This window comes from Lawsonibacter sp., from assembly GCF_022777125.1.
GTDB lineage: Bacteria > Bacillota > Clostridia > Oscillospirales > Oscillospiraceae > Lawsonibacter_A > Lawsonibacter_A hominis.
Genome location: NZ_JALFGV010000068.1, coordinates 1 through 19367, shown reverse-complemented (window position 1 = coordinate 19367; position 19367 = coordinate 1). Strand labels below are relative to the sequence as shown.

19 protein-coding genes are annotated in these 19367 nt (G+C 57.4%); 3 read left to right on the top strand and 16 right to left on the bottom strand.

What is annotated here, in order from left to right; genetic code table 11:
• Positions 1-241 precede the first annotated feature (241 nt).
• The 5 genes from MR825_RS05710 to MR825_RS14380 all read right to left on the bottom strand — a co-directional run bounded on the left by MR825_RS05710 (position 242) and on the right by MR825_RS14380 (position 4816).
• Positions 242-619 (bottom strand): helix-turn-helix domain-containing protein, encoded by a 378-nt coding sequence (locus MR825_RS05710; RefSeq protein WP_287879405.1) that lies wholly within the window; start codon positions 617-619, stop codon positions 242-244.
• A gap of 601 nt (positions 620-1220) precedes the next feature.
• Positions 1221-2348 carry a zinc ribbon domain-containing protein gene (locus tag MR825_RS05705; RefSeq protein ID WP_287879403.1) on the bottom strand — a complete coding sequence of 376 codons (1128 nt, stop codon included), beginning with the start codon at positions 2346-2348 and terminating at the stop codon, positions 1221-1223.
• Between the two features lie 5 nt (positions 2349-2353).
• Positions 2354-2917: a DUF805 domain-containing protein gene (locus MR825_RS05700; protein ID WP_287879401.1), complete on the bottom strand. Its 564-nt coding sequence runs from the start codon at positions 2915-2917 to the stop codon at positions 2354-2356.
• Positions 2917-4386 carry a zinc ribbon domain-containing protein gene (locus tag MR825_RS05695; RefSeq protein ID WP_287879399.1) on the bottom strand — a complete coding sequence of 490 codons (1470 nt, stop codon included), beginning with the start codon at positions 4384-4386 and terminating at the stop codon, positions 2917-2919. Before MR825_RS05695 ends, MR825_RS05700 begins: the two co-directional genes overlap by 1 nt.
• A 157-nt stretch (positions 4387-4543) precedes the next feature.
• The gene (locus MR825_RS14380; protein ID WP_353845866.1) at positions 4544-4816 is read right to left on the bottom strand and encodes an SLOG family protein; all 273 of its coding nucleotides are present in this window, start codon (positions 4814-4816) and stop codon (positions 4544-4546) included.
• Positions 4817-5131: 315 nt separating this feature from the next.
• Here MR825_RS14380 and MR825_RS05685 point away from each other — a divergent pair, with 315 nt between their 5' ends.
• Positions 5132-5311, top strand: coding sequence for a hypothetical protein (locus tag MR825_RS05685; RefSeq protein WP_287879397.1), 180 nt, complete (start codon positions 5132-5134; stop codon positions 5309-5311).
• 248 nt (positions 5312-5559) lie between these two features.
• On the opposite strand, the gene groL is transcribed toward MR825_RS05685, so the two are convergent.
• The 5 genes from groL to MR825_RS05660 form a co-directional block, all read right to left on the bottom strand.
• Complete coding sequence (gene groL / locus MR825_RS05680; protein WP_186906890.1) at positions 5560-7188, bottom strand: chaperonin GroEL; 1629 nt, start codon at positions 7186-7188, stop codon at positions 5560-5562.
• A gap of 258 nt (positions 7189-7446) precedes the next feature.
• Entirely contained in the window at positions 7447-7731 is a 285-nt protein-coding gene (locus MR825_RS05675; RefSeq protein WP_186906891.1) for a co-chaperone GroES, read from the bottom strand.
• 215 nt (positions 7732-7946) lie between these two features.
• Positions 7947-8891: a diacylglycerol/lipid kinase family protein gene (locus tag MR825_RS05670; RefSeq protein WP_287879392.1), complete on the bottom strand. Its 945-nt coding sequence runs from the start codon at positions 8889-8891 to the stop codon at positions 7947-7949.
• Between the two features lie 26 nt (positions 8892-8917).
• Complete coding sequence (locus MR825_RS05665) at positions 8918-10171, bottom strand: WG repeat-containing protein (protein WP_256175145.1); 1254 nt, start codon at positions 10169-10171, stop codon at positions 8918-8920.
• 16 nt (positions 10172-10187) lie between these two features.
• The gene (locus MR825_RS05660) at positions 10188-11309 is read right to left on the bottom strand and encodes a THUMP domain-containing class I SAM-dependent RNA methyltransferase (protein WP_256175144.1); all 1122 of its coding nucleotides are present in this window, start codon (positions 11307-11309) and stop codon (positions 10188-10190) included.
• A 152-nt stretch (positions 11310-11461) separates the two neighbouring features.
• Between MR825_RS05660 and MR825_RS05655 the strand changes: the two genes are divergently transcribed.
• Together MR825_RS05655 and MR825_RS05650 are read left to right on the top strand one after the other, a co-directional pair.
• Positions 11462-11923, top strand: coding sequence for an NfeD family protein (locus MR825_RS05655; RefSeq protein WP_186906895.1), 462 nt, complete (start codon positions 11462-11464; stop codon positions 11921-11923).
• A 15-nt stretch (positions 11924-11938) separates the two neighbouring features.
• Positions 11939-12883 carry an SPFH domain-containing protein gene (locus MR825_RS05650; RefSeq protein ID WP_256175143.1) on the top strand — a complete coding sequence of 315 codons (945 nt, stop codon included), beginning with the start codon at positions 11939-11941 and terminating at the stop codon, positions 12881-12883.
• Between the two features lie 277 nt (positions 12884-13160).
• Here the strand turns inward: MR825_RS05650 and MR825_RS05645 are convergent, their stop codons facing one another.
• The 6 genes from MR825_RS05645 to infB form a co-directional block, all read right to left on the bottom strand.
• On the bottom strand, positions 13161-14480 hold the full coding sequence (locus tag MR825_RS05645; protein ID WP_287879386.1) for a DUF1576 domain-containing protein: 1320 nt from the start codon (positions 14478-14480) through the stop codon (positions 13161-13163).
• Between the two features lie 111 nt (positions 14481-14591).
• A complete protein-coding gene (gene ribF / locus MR825_RS05640; RefSeq protein ID WP_186906898.1) occupies positions 14592-15512 on the bottom strand; it encodes a riboflavin biosynthesis protein RibF in 921 nt (306 codons plus the stop codon).
• Positions 15513-15516: 4 nt separating this feature from the next.
• Positions 15517-16419, bottom strand: coding sequence for a tRNA pseudouridine(55) synthase TruB (truB, locus tag MR825_RS05635; RefSeq protein WP_186906899.1), 903 nt, complete (start codon positions 16417-16419; stop codon positions 15517-15519).
• Positions 16412-17362: a DHH family phosphoesterase gene (locus tag MR825_RS05630; protein WP_256175142.1), complete on the bottom strand. Its 951-nt coding sequence runs from the start codon at positions 17360-17362 to the stop codon at positions 16412-16414. Before MR825_RS05630 ends, truB begins: the two co-directional genes overlap by 8 nt.
• 2 nt (positions 17363-17364) lie before the next feature.
• Positions 17365-17718: a 30S ribosome-binding factor RbfA gene (gene rbfA, locus MR825_RS05625; protein ID WP_186906901.1), complete on the bottom strand. Its 354-nt coding sequence runs from the start codon at positions 17716-17718 to the stop codon at positions 17365-17367.
• 425 nt (positions 17719-18143) lie between these two features.
• The coding region (gene infB, locus MR825_RS05620; protein WP_287879383.1) for a translation initiation factor IF-2 at positions 18144-19367 on the bottom strand (1224 nt) is incomplete at its 5' end.

The following is a 19367-nucleotide window of genomic DNA, read 5'->3' as shown; positions in this document are numbered from 1 at the left end:
TCCACCAGCCACAGCTTGCTCCCCAGGCTCTTAGGGTCAATGATGAGGTCAGTGATTTTCATAGCAATTTCCTCCATGATATTGTGGGCGGAAGCTGGCCTGTCCGCCGCCCTGGTGATAAGGTCACAAGTCCTTGTGTGGCCTTATCATACCGCAGAAAATCCCTTGAAAATTTCACTAGTGAAATTCAGACAAAAAAATTACCGCCGTCCCACTTGCTGCCTGGGACGGCGGTTTTCTGTCATTCTTCAAAATTGCTTCCCAATAAGGGAAGTCCCTGTTCGGCCAGTTCACAGTTTACCAGGAACACACACCCGTCACGCCGCTTTAACGCCTTGTCAATCTCGTACAGTTCGGGCCATGCGAGATACCGCAGGTTATCCCGTTCTGCCGTTGTCTTTCTAAGGCCAAGGGCTAACTGGTTAATGTCCTGTTCTGTCAGCCGTACTTTTCCACTCCGCAAAATCCGGCTCAATCTGGCCTCCGACATACCGCTTGCGGTTGCCAGTTCCTTTTGTGTCATGCCGAGTTTTTGGAGGTCTGCCTGGATCTGCCTTGCCAGGGCAGATTGTTCGTTCCTTTTATAACCGGGGCTTTGCTTCGGCTTCCTGTAAGCCAAAGCGGTTTCCCCTGGTTATAAATTGCCTATGTGGGCCTATTGCCGGAGGTGGTCTGCTGATTGTGTGCGTTCAGCTTGCTATGGTGAAAGATAGAATGTGCCATAGCGGCCACCTCCTCCCGTGAAACGCTGTTGGTGAATAATTACATTATCCACCTCCGGCGCAAAGCCCGTTCACGAAAGAAATTCATTGGCGCAGTTTTGGACTACGCTGGGTCGTTGTTCCCGCAGGGTATCGGGTTGGCAAGTGCAGCAAACTTTCCCGCCTGCATGTGGGATTGTCTGGGCGTTTCCGCCCTCCGCATGGTTTTTCATGCCGTCCATAGGACGGCTTCCGCTTTGTTTGCCGCTGAAAGCGGCGCTCTAATAAGTGGGATTTCCTTCTAACTAACAATGTTTTTCAACCGGTACTTTTTGATAAGACAATAACAAGATACTATAAGCAACCAGAAAAATCAACTATATATCGATATATATTTTATTGATGCACTATATTTTGTATCTCCGGCAATCAACAGTAGGGGATGTGACATTCGCGACTAGGATTGTGGTAAAGCCAAGGAACGTATAATTTTGAGACAAGTTTTTTCTGAACGGGAATTTACTCCGTCACAATAATTAAGATCTTAAAAGTTTTTGAATCTACATCATTGCTAAAAGTAACTGCTGTAACGCCTTCTTGCCAAGGCTCAATAGTCATTTTCGTCGAGGTCGTCCAGGAGTCATTATCAAAGTTAACCCATGCCGAATATCCGGAATAATCAGTAGAAACCGTACCGCCATTAGTCCAGTTTGCCGTAAGCGTAAACTTCCGGTTTGTCTCATTTTTATCTACAACGATTACACTTTCACTGGCTTTGAAGTTGCTGGCAGCATAGCCTATATTCCCCGTGCTGAGTTCTTTGCAAATTGTATCGAAATACCCGCCCTTTTCCTCAAGATCAGCTATTTGGCTCTTTTGAGAAGAAATGGTACTTTTCTGCGTTGAAACCTCTTTCTCTAGTTCCTCAATCTGTGTCGTCTGCGCTGAAACTGTTTCACTAGCTTCTTGGCCTTGTAGATACTGCATTACATTTAGGCCAATAGATCCAATAAGTAGCACAGAAAGGAGAACGATGGGGACTGTCTTTTTGCCATTGAAATACTGTTTACCGCAGCCGCTACATTTCTTCGTATTGGGATCAATGGCAGAACCACATTTCTTGCAAAAATTGTGCTTTTCATTACTATTCGGAACCATGGTCTTTTCAGCTATCGGAGCGGTAACAGGGGCAACTGGTTCCTCTGCTGGCACAGGTTCTTCATGAGAAGTCTGTGGTGCGCTAAAATACTCGTCATGAAGTGCACCCATGAATTGCGTGTACGATTGTTTGAAATTGATACGAACTCCCTTGTCGTATTCTCTCTGGTTCTGCTCACACTCTTCCAAATAAGCATTTTTTAACTCCTCGGTCCCAAGCAGTTCTTCGAAGAAACGCTTTTCTTCAGGATCAGTGCTTATATAAGAACGGTATGCCCGGCTCATAAGCGATTCTTCCTGAACGACTTCAGGCTGGGGCTCTGTGGGGGCAGTTTCAGATACCGTTTCAGATGCCGACTCTACAGGAGGGAGAGTCTCCGCAGGCGTAGTAACTGTTTCCGAGGCGAGTTGAGGTTCAAGATGAGCACCACAATACTGGCAAAACTCGCTATCTTCAGGAATGGAATAACCACATTTTTGACATTTCATATGTATCAATCCTTTATGACTGCAGTGCCGCACTTGCTGCAAAACTCACTGCCAACTATTAATTCAAACCCACATTTTCTACAATACCTAATCTGCGGAGGATTATTAATCGTCATATCCGGAACAATAGGCTGATATTGAATTGTCTGTTGCTCCGAAATAGGTTCATATACTTGGACTATAGGCGCAGATCCTTCGTAAGACTGTTGTTCTGAGGGAGCACCGTAAACATTGATTCCGGGGTCACCACGCTTTAGATAGAGATAAAGCACATAAAATGATACTAAAGGAACATTAAATAAGAGCCACCAAGTTCCTGCTTTGTTAACATCATGTAGTCTGCGAATCTGAACGCATGCAGCTGGGCAAATAGAAATCAAGAGATAAGCAATGGTCATATATCCGTAATCGAGGGGTATAGAGGTAGAGTAAAATCCGAATAATCCGTCCAAAAAGGCTAAAATAAAAATCACCAAGAAATGAAACAGAAAGAATAACCAAAGTTCTTTTCGAGTTGCGCGTCCGCTGCTATTACAATAATTTTTGAACGCTTTGATGTAGTATTGCATCATCTGCCCTCCTCAGTAAAAAGCTTTGCCCCGCATTTATGGCAAAATTGACTTCCATAATTAACTTTAGCCCCGCATTTATGACAAAATATAACCGATGAATCATCTGCTGAATCAGTTGCCCTATGAATGGCTTCCTGGATATTACCGGATAGAAATGTTTCATTCTGATTATCTTCCTCATTATGAGCCGAATCTGTTATATGAACAGAGCCTTCAATGCTTCCTTTTCCAGATCTCCGTTTTTGAACTGCAAAAACACAAATTATTGCCAAAACAATCAACACGAGAATAAAAACGATACCAATAGTTCTTCTTTGAACGAGCATTTCATCTGCAATAACTGGATATTTTGCGCTGCTAATAAGATTTATAAAATCATCAAAATAAGGACTGTCCTTTGTTCCGTTGAATTGAAACATATACATATATCCATTTTCGCATCTGAGCAAGTACACCATCGGTACAGAAATAGGTATGCCATAGGAGGTGTCTGTTTTTATTACTTCCGCCGTGTAGTATTCTTTGTCCCCATAGGTAACCATCAATACATCTTTTTCTTTACAGCCATACATTTCTGCAATATCTGCTTTAGTAAAAATATCATTTCCGATTACATCTCTGGTCAAAAGGAGTTGCTCAGTTGCAGATAACTCTGCCTTGAAGTCTTCTAATTCATATACATCTTGACTTGAGAAAATAATGCACAGGCCCTCCTCCAAATTCGAGGTGAATTTTGCATCGATGTACTCGCGATTTTCATTCATCGAGGATTCGATCCAGTTTGCCGGAACAGTGAAAGTCATCCCGCTGTCTTTGTCGGTATATGTAAAAGCTTTGGTTTGAGCAGGAGGAGCGCTAAATTGAGGTTCAGTATCAAAACGGATAGTATCCACGATTTCTTGAATAATCGCTTCCCGACTTGAATCTATTTCCCCTGAATATGACTGCAGTGTGATGTTAATTGCCTTTCCATTGTAGACTGTGTGGTACTGCAACCCATATGCGGTATCTCCGTTATTTGGCTGGGAGATGTAAATTTTAGCAAATTTTGCTTGGCTGTGCTGATAAAGGTCTGAGCGAATAAAGGTGATTCCCATACTGGCATATTCTGTTTCCAACGCCGATACGAAACCATTAAGTGTTGTATCACTGAACTGGTTATAATCCTCAAACGGGCTATCTACCATTGTCACGATGATCTCATAATTGACATCCTCATCCCAAGCATTCAAATAGATGCTTCGCTCCAGCATCAAGGAAGACATTCCATCTTTTGTTAAACCATAAGCACTCAAATTGGTGTCATTTGCCTTGATGTCGCGGGTAAAAACAACATGATTGGACGGAAGCTCAATGCTCATACCAAGCTCGTCCAACTCATAGGTGGTGTTTGCTGCGAAAGCTTGCGAAGGCAATAGGCAGAAAACCAAACAGAACGACAACAAAACTTTGAAAATTCGGCTCATACAATAATCCTCATTTCTAACAGTTACCGTTAAAATGCTAATATTTACTGACAAAATAATACAACACTTTTTCTGAAACGACAAGTATCACCATACTGAACGGGAAGGATAAATAGTGTATTCTGGCAGGCTGTAAAAATGCCCCAACTAAGAATGCTTACTCAGCCAAATTGATGACGGTCAACCCGGATCTGCAGGCATAATTCCACGTGTATTTTGTGCCTCCACTGGTTTTCTGCAGAAAGGCAACGCAGATGCCGCTATGGTCAACCAAATGACGGTTCCTTTTTTGCATGCAGTCCGGGCTGTAGTCTTTGGAGGTATACACAACTTTATCAGCCGCATGCTTGATCTCCTCATAGATTCTGATATCATCCTCCTTCCATCCTCTAGTCTGTGAATAACAGGGGAGGACAAGGATCAACTTAATATGAGGATATTACTGCTTCAGCTTAAGGACTGATAAGCTGGCCAATGTATCGAAACCCAAGGCACCGCCTGAGCCATAATAGATTACACCAGACTCTATGAGGCGGATTAGCGTTTGTTCCAGTCGTTGTTCAATAAGTCCACGATTTGCAGGACTAAGATCCCTATGACCTGTAAAACAGCAGGTTTTGGCCCTCATATTTCTACACCTCCAAATTTCAGAGTTATAACAACTCTATAATAACTCCGTTTTGGTTTGAAGGCAATCCGCAAGTCTAAAATAAAGTTGTTACAACTCTATTTTGGAGGGGTTCTCATGGAGAATAAAGCAAACGAGAAGCATTTTGGCCTGCGTGTCGATGGCAACATCCTTGCAAAATTCCGCTATGTATGCGGCTTCCACGGCCGTTCTGCGAATGCCCAGATCATTCAGCTTATGTTAAAGTTCATTGCTGACTATGAAGCGGAGCATGGCAAAATTGAGCTAGAAAAATAATTTCATTTATGCTTTGTTTTTATCTGTACCGAGGGGCAAGTATGCGGCTTGATCCTCGGCACATTATTCTATTAGCGGTAGCTCATAGGTTCATTGATGGCAAGAAAAAAACGCCGCTGTCTGCGATTTGCAGACAGCGGCGTTCATACATATCAGGCGCTTTTCCTTTGCAATTGTCGTAAGTTTATCGTAAATCCACGGCTGCACCTCCGGCAATTGCTTTCATCCCAATGGATTCAGGCGATTGCTTAGTACATGCCGCCCATGTCGGGGGCAGCGGGTGCGGCGGGCGCGGGGGGCTGGGGCTTATCGGCGACGAGAGCCTCGGTGGTCAGCAGGGTGGCGGAGATGGACGCGGCGTTCTCCAGGGCGGAACGGGTCACCTTGGTGGGATCCACGATACCGGCGGAAATCATGTCCACATAAACCTCATTATAGGCGTCGAAGCCGTAGCCCGTCTTGCCGGACTCGCGGATCTTCTCCAGCACCACGGAGCCGTCGATGCCGGCGTTGGTGGCGATCTGCTTCACAGGCTCAGTCAGGGCCTTGGCAATGATGCGCACGCCGGTCTTCTCGTCGCCCTCGACCTCGCTCACCAGCTTCTCGACCGCGGCAACGGCGTTGACGTAGGCGGTGCCGCCGCCGGCCACGATGCCCTCTTCCACGGCGGCGCGGGTGGCGTTCAGCGCGTCCTCGATGCGCAGCTTCTTCTCCTTCATCTCCACCTCGGTGGCGGCGCCGACGCGGATGATGGCCACGCCGCCGGCCATCTTGGCCAGGCGCTCCTGCAGCTTCTCCTTGTCGTAATCGGAGGTGGTGGTCTCAATCTGATTCTTGATCTGGTTGACGCGGCCCTTGATGGCATCGGCGCTGCCGGCGCCGTCCACAATGATGGTGTTCTCCTTGGAAATCTTCACCTGGCGGGCCTTGCCCAGCATATCCATGGTGGCTTCCTTCAGCTCATAGCCCATGTCGGAGGAGATCACAGTTCCGCCGGTGAGGACGGCGATATCCTCCAGCATCTCCTTGCGGCGGTCGCCGAAGCCGGGGGCCTTGACGCAGACCACGTTCAGGGTGCCGCGCAGCTTGTTGACGATCAGGGTGGACAGGGCGTCGCCCTCCACATCCTCGGCAATGACCAGCAGCTTCTTGCCGGACTGCACCACCTGCTCCAGAACGGGCAGCAACTCCTGGATATTGGAGATCTTCTTGTCGGTAATGAGGATCAGCGCGTCGTCCAGAACGGCCTCCATCTTCTCGGTGTCGGTGACCATATAGGGCGTGATATAGCCCCGGTCGAACTGCATGCCCTCGACGACCTCGGAATAGGTCTCGGCGGTCTTGGACTCCTCAACGGTGATGACGCCGTCGTGGGAGACCTTCTCCATGGCCTCGGCGATCAGCTTGCCGATGGTCTCGTCGCTGGAAGAGACGGCGCCGACGCGGGCGATGTCCTCCGTGCCGTTGACCTTCTTGGAATTGGCCTTGATGGCCTCCACGGCGGCAGAGGTGGCCTTGGCAATGCCCTTCTTCATGACCATGGGGTTGGCCCCGGCGGCCAGGTTCTTCAGGCCCTCGCGGATGATGGCCTGGGCCAGCAGAGTGGCGGTGGTGGTGCCGTCGCCGGCCACGTCGTTGGTCTTGGTGGCAACTTCCTTCACCAGCTGGGCGCCCATATTCTCAAAGGGGTCCTCCAGCTCGATCTCCTTGGCGATGGTCACGCCGTCGTTGGTGATGAGGGGCGCGCCGAACTTCTTGTCCAGCACGACATTGCGGCCCTTGGGGCCCATGGTGATCTTAACGGTATCGGCGAGCTGGTTGACGCCGCGCTCCAGCGCGTGACGGGCTTCCTCACCGTAGCAGAGAATCTTAGCCATAACGATTACCTCCAAGTAAATTCCGCCTCAGCGGAATCGAATTTTGAATGCTTCCGAAGCAGGACACATCCCAGGGCGCCTTCTCTTGTCCCTGCGGCCAATCCCTCCTGTGCGCCTGCGCAGAACGCCGTTGCCTGCTCCGCCACCGGCGGGCGGCCGCCTTTGCCGTGCAAAGGCATTGGGTGGGGAACCCGCTGTGCCGCCTTCCGCGGCATGGCGGACTCCGATCCGGGGAACGGAAACTCCCCCGGGCGGGTCTTACTCCACGACAGCCAGAATATCAGACTGACGGACGATGGTGTACTCCTCGCCGTCCACCTTGACCTGAGTGCCGGAATACTTGCTGGTGATGACCTTGTCGCCCTTCTTCACGGTCATGGTGACTTCCTTGCCGTCCACCATGCCGCCGGGGCCTACCTCGATGATTTCGGCCACTTCGGGCTTCTCCTTCGCGGCGCCGGTGAGGATGATGCCGCTCTTGGTGGTCTCCTCGGCCTCCACCATCTTAATGACCACGCGATCTGCAAGGGGTTTGAGCTTCATTTGGGGTTCCTCCTTCATGTATGTGTTATTTTCTTGTAAACTTGTTAAGCGTGTTAGCACTCATTTTACCGGAGTGCTAACACGCTTATTATAATACCCTCACTTGCTAATTTGCGCAAGTCCTAATTTTTTAATATTTTGTAAATTTTCCAACGCGCCATTCCGTTTTTTCAATTTATCTTCAAAATAGAGTTTGACTCTTTCTTTTTCTTCTATTATCTCGTTTTTTCTAAAACTCTTCCCCGCCGGGCCGGATCATAGTGGGTACCTTCCGGAAAAAAGAAATTCACTTTTTTAGCAGACAGCCGGATCGAGAGCTCAGACAGGTCGACCCGCTCCCCGTCCAGATTGACCATCTCCGGCTCCCGGCAGATGATCTTCAGTTCCCGGCCCCGGCGCAGGATGATCTGCGGGATCTCTTTTGCGCCGCCTTTGGCGTACGTTCCGATCAGGGCCAGGATGGTCAGGCGCGAGACCGCCTTGATAATGACAAAATCCAGCGCCCCGTCGTCGGGCAGCGCCGTGGTGGACGGGTTGAAGCCGCCGCCGTAATAGCGGCCGTTGCAGGCGCACAGGAGGGTAAACTCCTTGTGCGCCAGCACCTCGCCGTCCAGCTCCACCCGGTAGGGCCGGTGGATGCCCTGCAGAATGGTGCGCAGAGCGGAGAGCTGATAGGCCATGGTCCCGCTCACCAGGGGCAGCTTCTTGAAGTCCGCCGCCCCCAGACCGATGCGCGCGTCAAACCCCACGGAACAGACGTTGAGGGCCAAGTGCCCATTGCAATCGATCAGGTCCAGGCTCTCCTGGGGCGCATCCAGCAGGGCTTCCAGGTCATGGAACCGGCACGTGTCCGGCCCGAACATCCGGATAAAGTCGTTGCCGGAACCGGTGGGGTAATGGGTCACCGCCGCGTTCGGGGCGCCTGCCGCGCCCACGACGCATTCGTTGAGCGTACCGTCCCCGCCGCAGGCATAGACCCGCAGGGGTTCTCCCAGCTCCGCCGCCCGGCGGACCTCTTCCCGGCCGTGGCCCGCGTATTGGGTGACCAGGATCTCATAGTCTTTCCCCCGCCCTTCCATAACGCGCGCCACTTTCTCCCGGATCTCATGGCTGCGGTCGTATTTCCCGGCATGGGGGTTGATGATAAACAGGTGCTTCATCGGGTCAATCCTCCCTTGGAGAAGGTTCAGGGACTCGGGGCCTCCTCCGGCAGAGGGCCCGCCTCCTCGGAAGCGGCGCTCTCCGCAGGCAGGGCGTCCTGCGCCGCGGGACGGCTGAAAAAGCTCACGCTCCACAGGGTGATACGCTGTTCCGTGCGGGCCATGCGGGAGACGATGGCCGCCGCCTCGGCCCGGGTGAGGGCGCCGTCGGGCCGGAACGTCAGGTTGGCGTCCACCCCCGCCAGGACCCCTTTGGCATACAGACTGTAAATCTCCTCCGCGCAGGGCGTGCCCATGCCCACGTCGGGCACGGCGGCGCGGACACGCTCCAGGCTGTTGCGCGCGGGCATCCCCTTTGCCAGGCTGGTGTGTGCAAAGATACAGGCCATCTCCCAGCGTTTGACCGGTCTGGTATAGTCCGTCTCCCGGAACGCTCCGCTGGTGATGATGCCGCTGGCGATGCAGTAGTCCACCGCGGCGCTGTACCAGTCCTTCCCGGAACCGGGCCGCTGATGGAAGTCGTCCTCCCGGTAGCGGCTCTCCAGGGTAGCGGCCAGCTTGAGGGCCTCCGCCACGGTCAGGGTGCGGCCAGGCGCAAACTGATTGCCGCCCACGCCCTCCATCAGGCCCACATTATAGGCCACATCCACCCACAGGGCGTACCAGTCCCGGGGGGATACGTCGGAAAAGCCGGGGAGCTTGCCCCGGTTCAGCGGAAACTGGGCGGAGGGTGCCCCCTTCTGGGCCAGAATGCCGGGCAGCTCAAACAGCGGCACAATGGTCTTGACGCCCTTCCGGGTCAGCTCCAGCACCTGACTGCCCCCCTGCTCCACCACCTGGATGCTGTCGTAGGAAAGATCATAGAGCACCTGGGTCGCTCCGCCCTGCCCGTCGGAAAAGGGCAGGATGCTCACTACGCCCCACTTGATCCCCTTCTGCACGACATACAACCCGCAGTTGATGGGCATGAGGCTGTCATACTCGGGCCGGATGAGATAAGTACCGTCCTGCCGGATCACGCCCAGCTTGTCGCTGAGCTCCACGGCGGCCAGTCCCAGGGAGAAGGAGACGGCGCTGTCGTACTGGATGGGGATGACCACCTCCCGCCCGGCGTTTACGTAGCCCCATTTGCCGTCCAACTCGCACAGGGCCATCCCCTCGCTGAATCCCCAGACCGTGGAGCCCGCCGGAGCAGCCTGGGCGGACGGGTACAGGCACGCCGCGGCCAGGCACAGGCACAGGGCCGCGGCGGTCAGACGGATTGCGTTTCGATGCTTCATGGCAGTTCCCTTCCCGTTATCTTCCATACTGGAACAGATCGCATTTGATCATCCCGTTGTACAGCTTGCGCTTCTTGTCCGCCGTGCGCCCAAACGTCCGCTCGAACTCGGTGTGGGAGGAGAGCACGCTCACGCGCCACCCCTCCGGCAGACCACGTACCGCCCGGCCGAATGCGCGGTAAAGTTCCTCCGCCTCCCGCTTCTCCAGGATGCGTTCTCCATAGGGCGGATTGGTGACGACCCGGCCATAGGGCGTATCCCGCCGGAACCGGGCGGCATCCGCCGTCTCGAAGCGCACCAGATCCTCCACATCCGCCTTGACGGCGTTGGCCCGTGCGATCTCCACCGCCTTGGGGTCCACGTCGCCTCCCCAGATGTCATACGTCCCGCCGAATTCCCTGTCCATGGCCTCGTCTGCGGCATCCAGCCAGCTTTTGGCGTCCAGCCACCGCCACTTCTGGGCGGAGAAGGCCCGGGACAGCCCCGGGGCCCGGTTTTTGGCGATCAGCGCGGCTTCGATGGCGATGGTGCCCGAGCCGCAGAACGGGTCGCAGAAGGGGTCCCTGCCCCGGTAGCGGGACAGCAGCACCAGCGCGGCGGCCAGGGTCTCCCGCAGGGGTGCGGTCACCCCCACCGCCCGGTAGCCCCGCTTGTGCAGTCCCGGCCCCGAGGTATCCAGCATCAGGGTGGCCGTGTCCTTCATAATGGAAAACTGCACCTGGTAAAGGGCCCCGGTCTCGGGCAGCTGCTCCAATCCATACCGCTCCCCCAGCCGGGCGGCGATCGCCTTCTTCACGATGGCCTGACAGGCGGGCACCGCGTGGAGGGCGGAATTGAGGGCATGTCCCTTTACCGGGAAGCTCCCCTCCCGCGGAACAAACTCCTCCCAGGGCAGCGCGCGGGTCCCCTCAAACAGAGCGTCGAAGCTTCCGGCCGGGAAACTGCCCAGCACCAGCAGTACCCGTTCGCCGGTGCGCAGGTTCAGGTTGATCCGGGCAATATCCTCCGCCCGCGCCCGGCAGAGCACCCGCCCGTTTTCCGCCCGGACCTCAGGCAGCTCCAGCCGCCGCAGCTCCTCGGCACACAGGCCCTCCAGCCCAAACAGGGTGGGCACGGCCAATTGCAGCATTTCTTTCATCCGATCCGCTCCATCTCATACGCCTTCTGATTTCAGTCCAGTATAGTATACCTGATTTCCCTGTGCTTGGCAAATCCGGAACGCGAAATTACTTTCTTTTTTCCCTGCGCTGTGTTAGGATAGAACCAGAAACCGAAAAAGGAGGGGTGCCTGTGCCGGTTCCCAGTATCTTCTGGCTGGTCGCCATGGTGCTTTTATTCGCCGCCGAGGCAATTACCGTGGGGCTGACCTCAATTTGGTTCGGTGTGGGCGCGCTGTGTGCGCTCATTCTGTCCTTCTTCGTCTCCAACATCTGGCTTCAGATCGCGCTGTTCCTGGTGGTCTCGTTCCTGTGCCTGCTGGCCGTGCGGCCGCTGGCCCGAAAGTACGTCAACCCCGCCCGGGTAGCCACCAATGCAGACCGGGTCATCGGGGCGGAGGGGATCGTGACGCAGGACATCGACAACCTGAAGGCCCAGGGCCAGATCACCGTTCAGGGCGCGGTCTGGACCGCCCGGACGGAGCCGGATGCGGCCGCGATCCCCTCGGGCGCCAAGGTGCGGGTGCTGCGGATCGAAGGAGTCAAGGTTATCGTGACGCCGGCGGCGGAAGCCGCGCGGACGCCGCAGGTTTAAAAAGGAGGAACTGACATGCCGCCGATCATTCCCATCATCGTGATCATTCTCATCGTACTCGTCATTCTGGTGCTGGCCACCAACATTAAGGTCGTCCAGCAGTCCAAGGCCTATGTCATCGAACGGCTGGGCGCATTCCACTCCGTCTGGGGCGTCGGTATCCACTTCAAGGTCCCCTTTATTGAAAAAGTGGCCAAAGCCGTCTCTCTGAAGGAGCAGGTGGTGGACTTCGCTCCCCAGCCCGTCATCACCAAGGATAACGTCACCATGCAGATCGACACCGTGCTCTACTTCCAGATCACCGACCCCAAGCTGTATACCTACGGCGTGGAGCACCCCATGAGCGCCATTGAGAACCTCACCGCCACCACCCTGCGCAACATCATCGGCGATTTGGAGCTGGACCAGTCCCTGACCAGCCGCGACATCATCAACTCCAAGATGCGCGCCATCCTGGACGAGGCCACCGACCCCTGGGGCATCAAGGTCAACCGGGTGGAGCTGAAAAACATTATCCCGCCCCGGGAGATCCAGGACGCCATGGAAAAGCAGATGAAGGCCGAGCGGGAACGCCGGGAGGCCATCCTCCAGGCCGAGGGACAGAAGCAGAGTCAGATCCTGGTGGCGGAAGGCGAGAAGCAGTCCGTCATCCTCCGGGCCGACGCAGCCCGGCAGGCCGCCATTATGAAGGCCGAGGGCGAGGCGGAGGCCATCATGAAGGTCCAGCAGGCCACCGCCGAAGCGCTCAAGCTTCTCAACGAGGCCAACCCCAACGAGCAGGTGGTCAAGATCCGCGCCCTGGAGGCCTTCCAGGCCGCCGCCGACGGCAAGGCCACCAAGATCATCATTCCCAGCGAGATCCAGGGCCTGGCCGGCCTGTGCGCCAGTGCGAAAGCCGTCTTCGACGGGGTGGAGCCCAACAAGCCCAAGGCCCCTGCCCAAGACGACGCATCCAGGTAACTATGCGCTGTCTCGAGCAGGCCTGTTCCCGAAGGGGGGCAGCCCGCCGCAGCGCACGCGCCGCGCGCGCACGTTTGCGGGCTGAGCGGTGGTTTTTCTAAGGCGCGTGTTCTTAGAAAAGACGGATCTTCAGTCCCTTTCGCCGCTGCGGCGGCGAAGGCCCTGCACGGGGCGTTTCCCTTTCGCAGGAACGCTTTGTTTTCCTGCGTCGTCTCAGGGTCTTTCGATAAGCCGGGCGGCGCCGTCCAAAAGGACGGCGCCGCTTTTTGCATTCCGATCATTTTTCCTTTCCGGGGGGCGGCGGAACGGTGGGCGTATCATGCTCGAATGCGTCGAAGTAATCCTCGTCCTGAAGCTCCGGCTTGCGGTGACGGATGGCGGCGGTGATGATGGGGTAGAGCACGATTGCGATCAACCCGCCGGAAAAGCCGTTGTTGTACAGGTTGAGGCCGGACACCGGAGATCCCGCATAGAGCACCACCGCTGAGTGGAGAAAACCCGCCACGATCCCAAACGGCCATCCGAAATAGCCGGAGACGGGAGCCAGCGTCGTGCCGAAGAGCATGGCCAGCTGCATGGCGCCGGCGCCCAGATCCTGGTGGAGCAGCAATCCGCCCAGCACCACGCCCAGCATGACGGGCGTAATGTTCCGGGCATGTTTGCCGAAGGCGGAAAAGCCGATGATGGTCATGATCCCGCCGATGGTGGGCCCGTTCAGATCACCGCCGGTAACCAGGATAAACACGATGCCGATGAGCCCGTTGACGCCCATGTTGATCAGTACCGGGGCGGAGCCCAGCATGCGCAGGTAATCGCTGGGGGCGCGGCCGGTGGTCTGGAGCAGGCGTCGGTAGCCCGCCCAGGCCGCCCAAACCGGGCGCTTGCAGAAAAAGAGCCCTGCTGCGATAAACACGATACACATGCCGCCCATGGCCGCCCCCAAAGGGAGATTATAGCCGGTGGCCCAGTGGTAATTGGTGGACAGGTCGGCCCCCATGGAGCTCATCACCGGGGCCAGGATCAGGGCCAGCAGCCCGCAGGCAAAGCCCATGTTGTACAGATTCATTCCGTTTTGGATCTTATAGGTATAGGCCGAGAGGGGCGGCAGGATAAAGCCGATCAATATGCCCACCAAAACGCCTGCCGGCAGATTGCCCCAGCCGTTGTCCAGCGCCACATAGCTGACCACCGGCGAGAGCGCGGTAGCCAGCAGCGAGACCGACGCGTACGTATAAAAGGGCTCTCGCCGCAGCTTGGCATAAAGGAAGGTCCCGCCGATGATAGGCCAGATGTTGACGATATTCTTCCCAAACAGCGCAAACCCGGCCATCAATTCGATCTCTACCACCGTATAGCCGTTGATGGGGTCCTTGGCCAGATAGAGGATGCCGATGCTGATCAGGGTGACCAGGGCGGAATTGACAAAAGCCGCCCCCACCCCGGCGATCTCCATATAATCGGTGATCAGGGCGTCCTCGGTGATCATGATCTTCCACAGGCCCGGCAGAATATTGGACGGATCGTCCAATATCAGCCCGATCGCCGCCAGGAAGGCGGCAAAGCAAAGTGCGGCCGGGTACATTCTTCGATAGCGCATAGCAGTTCCCCTCTCAGGCAGATCGGCAATGTCGTGTCTTACATGGGCTTGCTCATATGCTTGCGTGTGCGGCCAGTGTCCGTAAAAGGACTTGGGCGCCGCGCAAGGCGTTTATCGTTCTTCCGTGCGCTTGAAATAGGCGCGGGTCTGTTCCGCGTTGCGCATGACCTCGCTGCGCAGCGCCTCCAGATTCGGGAACTTCCGCTCCCCCCGCAGGCGCTTGTAAAATTCCATGCGGATGGTCTGTCCGTACAGATCCCCGCTGAAGTCCAGGATAAATCCCTCCACGTTGACCCGGCCGCCGTCGTCCACCGTGGGGCGCACCCCTACGTTGGTCACCGCCGGACGGCTGTCCCCGTTTTCAAAAAAAACACGGGTGGCATACACGCCAAAGGCAGGCACCAGTACGCCCGGCTGAAAGCGCAGGTTTACCGTTGGAAATCCCAGTGTGCTGCCCAGCTTCTTGCCGTGGGAGACCCGATCGGTCAGCGTGTGGGGATGTCCCAAAAACTGATTGGCCCGCTCGATCTCCCCCTGGGCGATGAGCGTGCGGATATAGGTGGAAGAGACCGTGATGTGATCCCGTTCCACCTTGGGCACGATATCGCAGCCGATCCCCTGCGCTGCGCACAGCTGGGCCAGCCGCTCCGGGTTGCCCTCCCCCTTGTAGCCGAAGTGGAAATCGTGTCCCGCCACCAGATGGACCGCGCCGTTCTCTTTTACCAGATATTGAGTGACAAATTCCTGCCATGGCATGTGCATCATCCGCTCGTCGAAGTGGGTGACGATGACATCCCGGATGCCGTAATACCGGCGCATCAGCTCCGCCCGGTCCAGGGGCGAGGTGAGCAGGGGCATCGGCACGTTCAGGATCAGATTGGTGGGGTGGGTATCAAAGGTCACCGCCGCGGGGACGGCCCCCTTCTGCGCCGCGATGGCTCCCACCCGGCGCAGAAGCGCCCCGTGGCCCAGGTGCACTCCGTCAAAAAAGCCCAGGGCGACGACCCTTCTTACGTTCTCATTGGTATCCAAGCGACTACACCTCGAAAAAGCTTTTGATGGTCTTCATCTGTCCTCCCCTACAGCGGCCCAGCAGCAGGAAGGCCCCGTCCGGACCGTAGACCCGCCAGTCCCCGTCGGCTGCGGCACAGGGGAACGGATTGCCGTTTTTCGCCCGGGAAAGGGCCGCGTCCGGCACGGTGAGCGCGGGATACCGGGCAAAATAGGCGTCCACCGGCAGCAGCAAGGCCGCCGGATCCCCCGCCGCGCGCACCTGCTCCAGCGTCACCGCGCCCTCCAGGCCAAATCCTGCCGCACGGGTGCGCCGCAGGGCGGACAGCGTGCCGCCGCAGCCCAGGGCCTGTCCGATCTCATGGCAGAGCGTGCGCACATAGGTCCCCTTGGAACACGCCACCCGCAGAAACCAGGTATCCGGCTCCGGTTCAAACCCGCAGGGCGCATCCCTCCGTACATCCGCCTCTTCCAGCACTTCCAGGGCGCGGATGGTCACACGCCGGCTGGGACGCTCCACTTCGGTCCCCTTTCGGGCCAGCTCGTAAAGCTTCCTCCCGCCGATCTTGACCGCCGAATACATGGGGGGCACCTGCGCGATCTCCCCACGGAAGCGTTCCAGCACGGCCTCCAGCTCCTCCCGGCCCGCAGCGACCGGCCGCGTCTCCAGCACGCTCCCGGTGATATCCTGGGTATCCGTGATAACTCCAAGTCTTAACGCGGCGATATATTCCTTTTCGGATTCCGCCGCGAACTCTACCGCCCGGGTGGCCCGGCCCAGAAAAACCGGCAGCACCCCCGTGGCCATGGGGTCCAGGGTACCCGCGTGTCCCACCCGCCGCTCCTGAAAGAGGCCCTTCAGCTTGGCGCAGACGTCCATACTCGTCCAACCCGACGGCTTATCGACGACCAGGATCCCGTTAGCCATCCCGCTGTACCGTCCGGATGGCGTTCAGGATGGCTTCCCTGGCGTCCGCCACGGAGCCCTTTACCGTACAGCCCGCGGCGGCGGCATGGCCCCCGCCCCCCAGCAGGGCGCACACGCGGGTGGCGTTGAGCCCGCCGCTGGTACGCACGCTCAGCTTGCACTCGCCCTCCGCCAGCTCCCGGATGGTCACGGAGGTCTCCACCCCCTCCGTCTGGCCCACAAAGGCGGCGATATCCTCCACGTCTTCTTCGTGGGCGCCCAGCGCGGCCATCATGGCCAGTGTCACGGCGGCGACGGCCGTCTTTCCCCCGTCGTACCGCTCCATCCCCTCCACGATCATGCTCTCGATACGCAGGCGCCGGAAGGACTTGGTGCGGAAATGGCGCTTGTTGAGGCTGGCGTAATCGATCCCGGCCTCCATCAGCGCGGCGGCCACCCGGTGGGTGGCCGGGGTGGTGTTGCCATACTGGAAGCAGCCGGTATCGGTGGACACCGCCACATAGAGCGGCTGGGCGATTTCCGCCGTCACAGGCCCCAGCTGGCGCACCACGTCGTAAATCAGCTCCCCGCAGGCCGCCCGGCCCGGGTCCACGCAGCACGCCGCTGCAAAGCCCTCGTAGGAAGGATGGTGGTCAAAGGCCAGGTCGATGCCCCGCGTCAGCCACACCTCCCCCTCAGGGGTAAACAGGCTGCGTCCGGCGATATCCACGCTTACCACGAAGGCGGGCCGGACCGCTTCGGGCGCCAGATAGCCCTCCAGATAGGGGGTAAACAGGCTGGTGGCGTCCCGGTTGGGCAGCACCCAGGCCTGTTTGCCCAGCTTCCGCAGCGCAGCGCACAGCCCTACGGCGCAGCCGATGGTGTCCCCATCGGGGCGCTTATGGGTCAGGATCAAAATAGCGTCTTGCTCCCGCAGCAGCGCCGCGGCTTCCCTGTAATCCAAATTCAATTCCCTTCTTCTCTGCGCTCGATATCCTTTAAAACCTCCAGGATGTGGGCGCCCTTGTCGATGGAGTCGTCCCGTTCGAACACCAGCTCCGGGGTATACCGCAGGGACAGCCTTGTCCCCAGTTCCCGCCGCAGATAGCCGCCGGCGGACTTGAGCCCGCGGACCACTTCGTTTACGTCGCTGCGGTCCAGCACGCTGACATAGACCTTGGCGTAGCGCAGGTCGGAGGTGGTGTCCACCGCGGTGATGGACACCAGTCCATGGACCCGCGGATCCTTCACCGTGCGGATCAGATTAGCCAGCTCCCGCTGGATCTCCTCGTTGATGCGTCCGATGCGATTACTTGCCATAACCTATCTCCTCAAGAAACGCAATACAGGCCCGCCCCTCCTCAAATGACTTGGGGACGGAACGGGCCTGTATCCGTTTGTTAAATAAATGCGAAATTTGCGGCAGACCTGCCCGTTCGCAACAGGCAGCGGTTCCATGGCCGGATAGAAGTCCTCCGGCACACCCCGGTATTTTCCCCGGGCAGGCGTGCGTCTACACCTCGATCTGCTCCATCAGGAAGGCCTCGGTCCCATCGCCCACCCCACGGCGCCCTGCGCCGCGGGGCCCCCCAGGTTCCTTCACAGGCTCGGGCGGAGTAAATCCGGCCCTGCGCCAAGGTTTCCGCTTTGCGAAAACGCTTGTGCGGCGCAATGCGCCGTCCCGCCTGCGGCGGGGCCCAAGGAGGGCGACCGGGGCAGTCTGGTGCTCGCCAAATCCTGACGGTCTACACCTCGATCTGCTCCATCAGGAAGGCCTCGATCACATCGCCCTCCTTGATATCCTGGAACTTTTCAAAGGTGATGCCGCACTCGTAGCCCTGGGCGACCTCCTTCACGCTGTCTTTGAAGCGCTGGAGGGATGCGATGGCGCCGTCGTAAATGACGATGTTGTCCCGCAGCAGGCGCATCTGGGCGCCCCGCTGCATCTTGCCGCCCGTGACGTAGCAGCCGGCCACCATACCCACGCCGGTGATCCGGAACACATTGCGCACTTCGGCCTGGCCCAGCTCCACTTCCTTGAACTTGGGGGAGAGCAGCCCTTTCATGGCGGTCTCGATCTCGTTGATGCAGTCGTAAATGACCCGGTACATCCGCATATCCACATGATTGCGGGCGGCGGTATCCTTGGCGTTGTTGTCGGGGCGGACGTTGAAGCCCACGATAATAGCGTTGGAGGTCGTGGCCAGCATCACATCGCTCTCGTTGACGGCGCCCACGGCGCAGTGAATGACCCGCACCCGCACCTCGTCGTTGGAGAGTTTCTCCAGGCTGGCCTTGACCGCTTCGGCGGAGCCCTGCACATCGGCCTTGACGATGATGTTCAGATCCTTCATCTCGCCCTGCTTGATCTGGCTGAACAGATCTTCCAGGCTCACCTTGCCCACCGGGCCGGAGGCAGCCATCTTCTGTTCGTGCTTGCGCTGCTCCACCAGCTCACGGGCCATCCGCTCGTCAGCCACGGCGTGGAAGTCGTCGCCCGCGCCGGGCACCTCGCCCATACCGATGATCTCCACCGGCACGGAGGGGCCCGCCTCGGCGACCTTCTCGCCCTTGGCGTTGGTCATGGCACGCACCCGGCCCACCGCCGTACCGGCAATGATCACATCGCCCTGATGGAGGGTGCCGTTCTGCACCAGCAGCGTGGCGACCGGGCCGCGGCCCTTGTCCAGCTTGGCCTCGATCACGGCGCCGTGGGCGGTGCGGTTGGGGTTGGCCTTGAGTTCCTTCATCTCGGCGGTCAGGGTGACCATCTCCAGCAGCTCGTCGATGCCCTGGCCGGTCTTCGCCGAAATGGGACAGATGATGGTCTCGCCGCCCCATTCCTCGGGCACCAGCTCGTAGGCGGTGAGCTGCTCCTTGATGCGGTCCGGGTTGGCGTCGGGCTTATCCATCTTGTTAATGGCCACGATGATGGGGATCTCGGCGGCCTTGGCGTGGTTGATGGACTC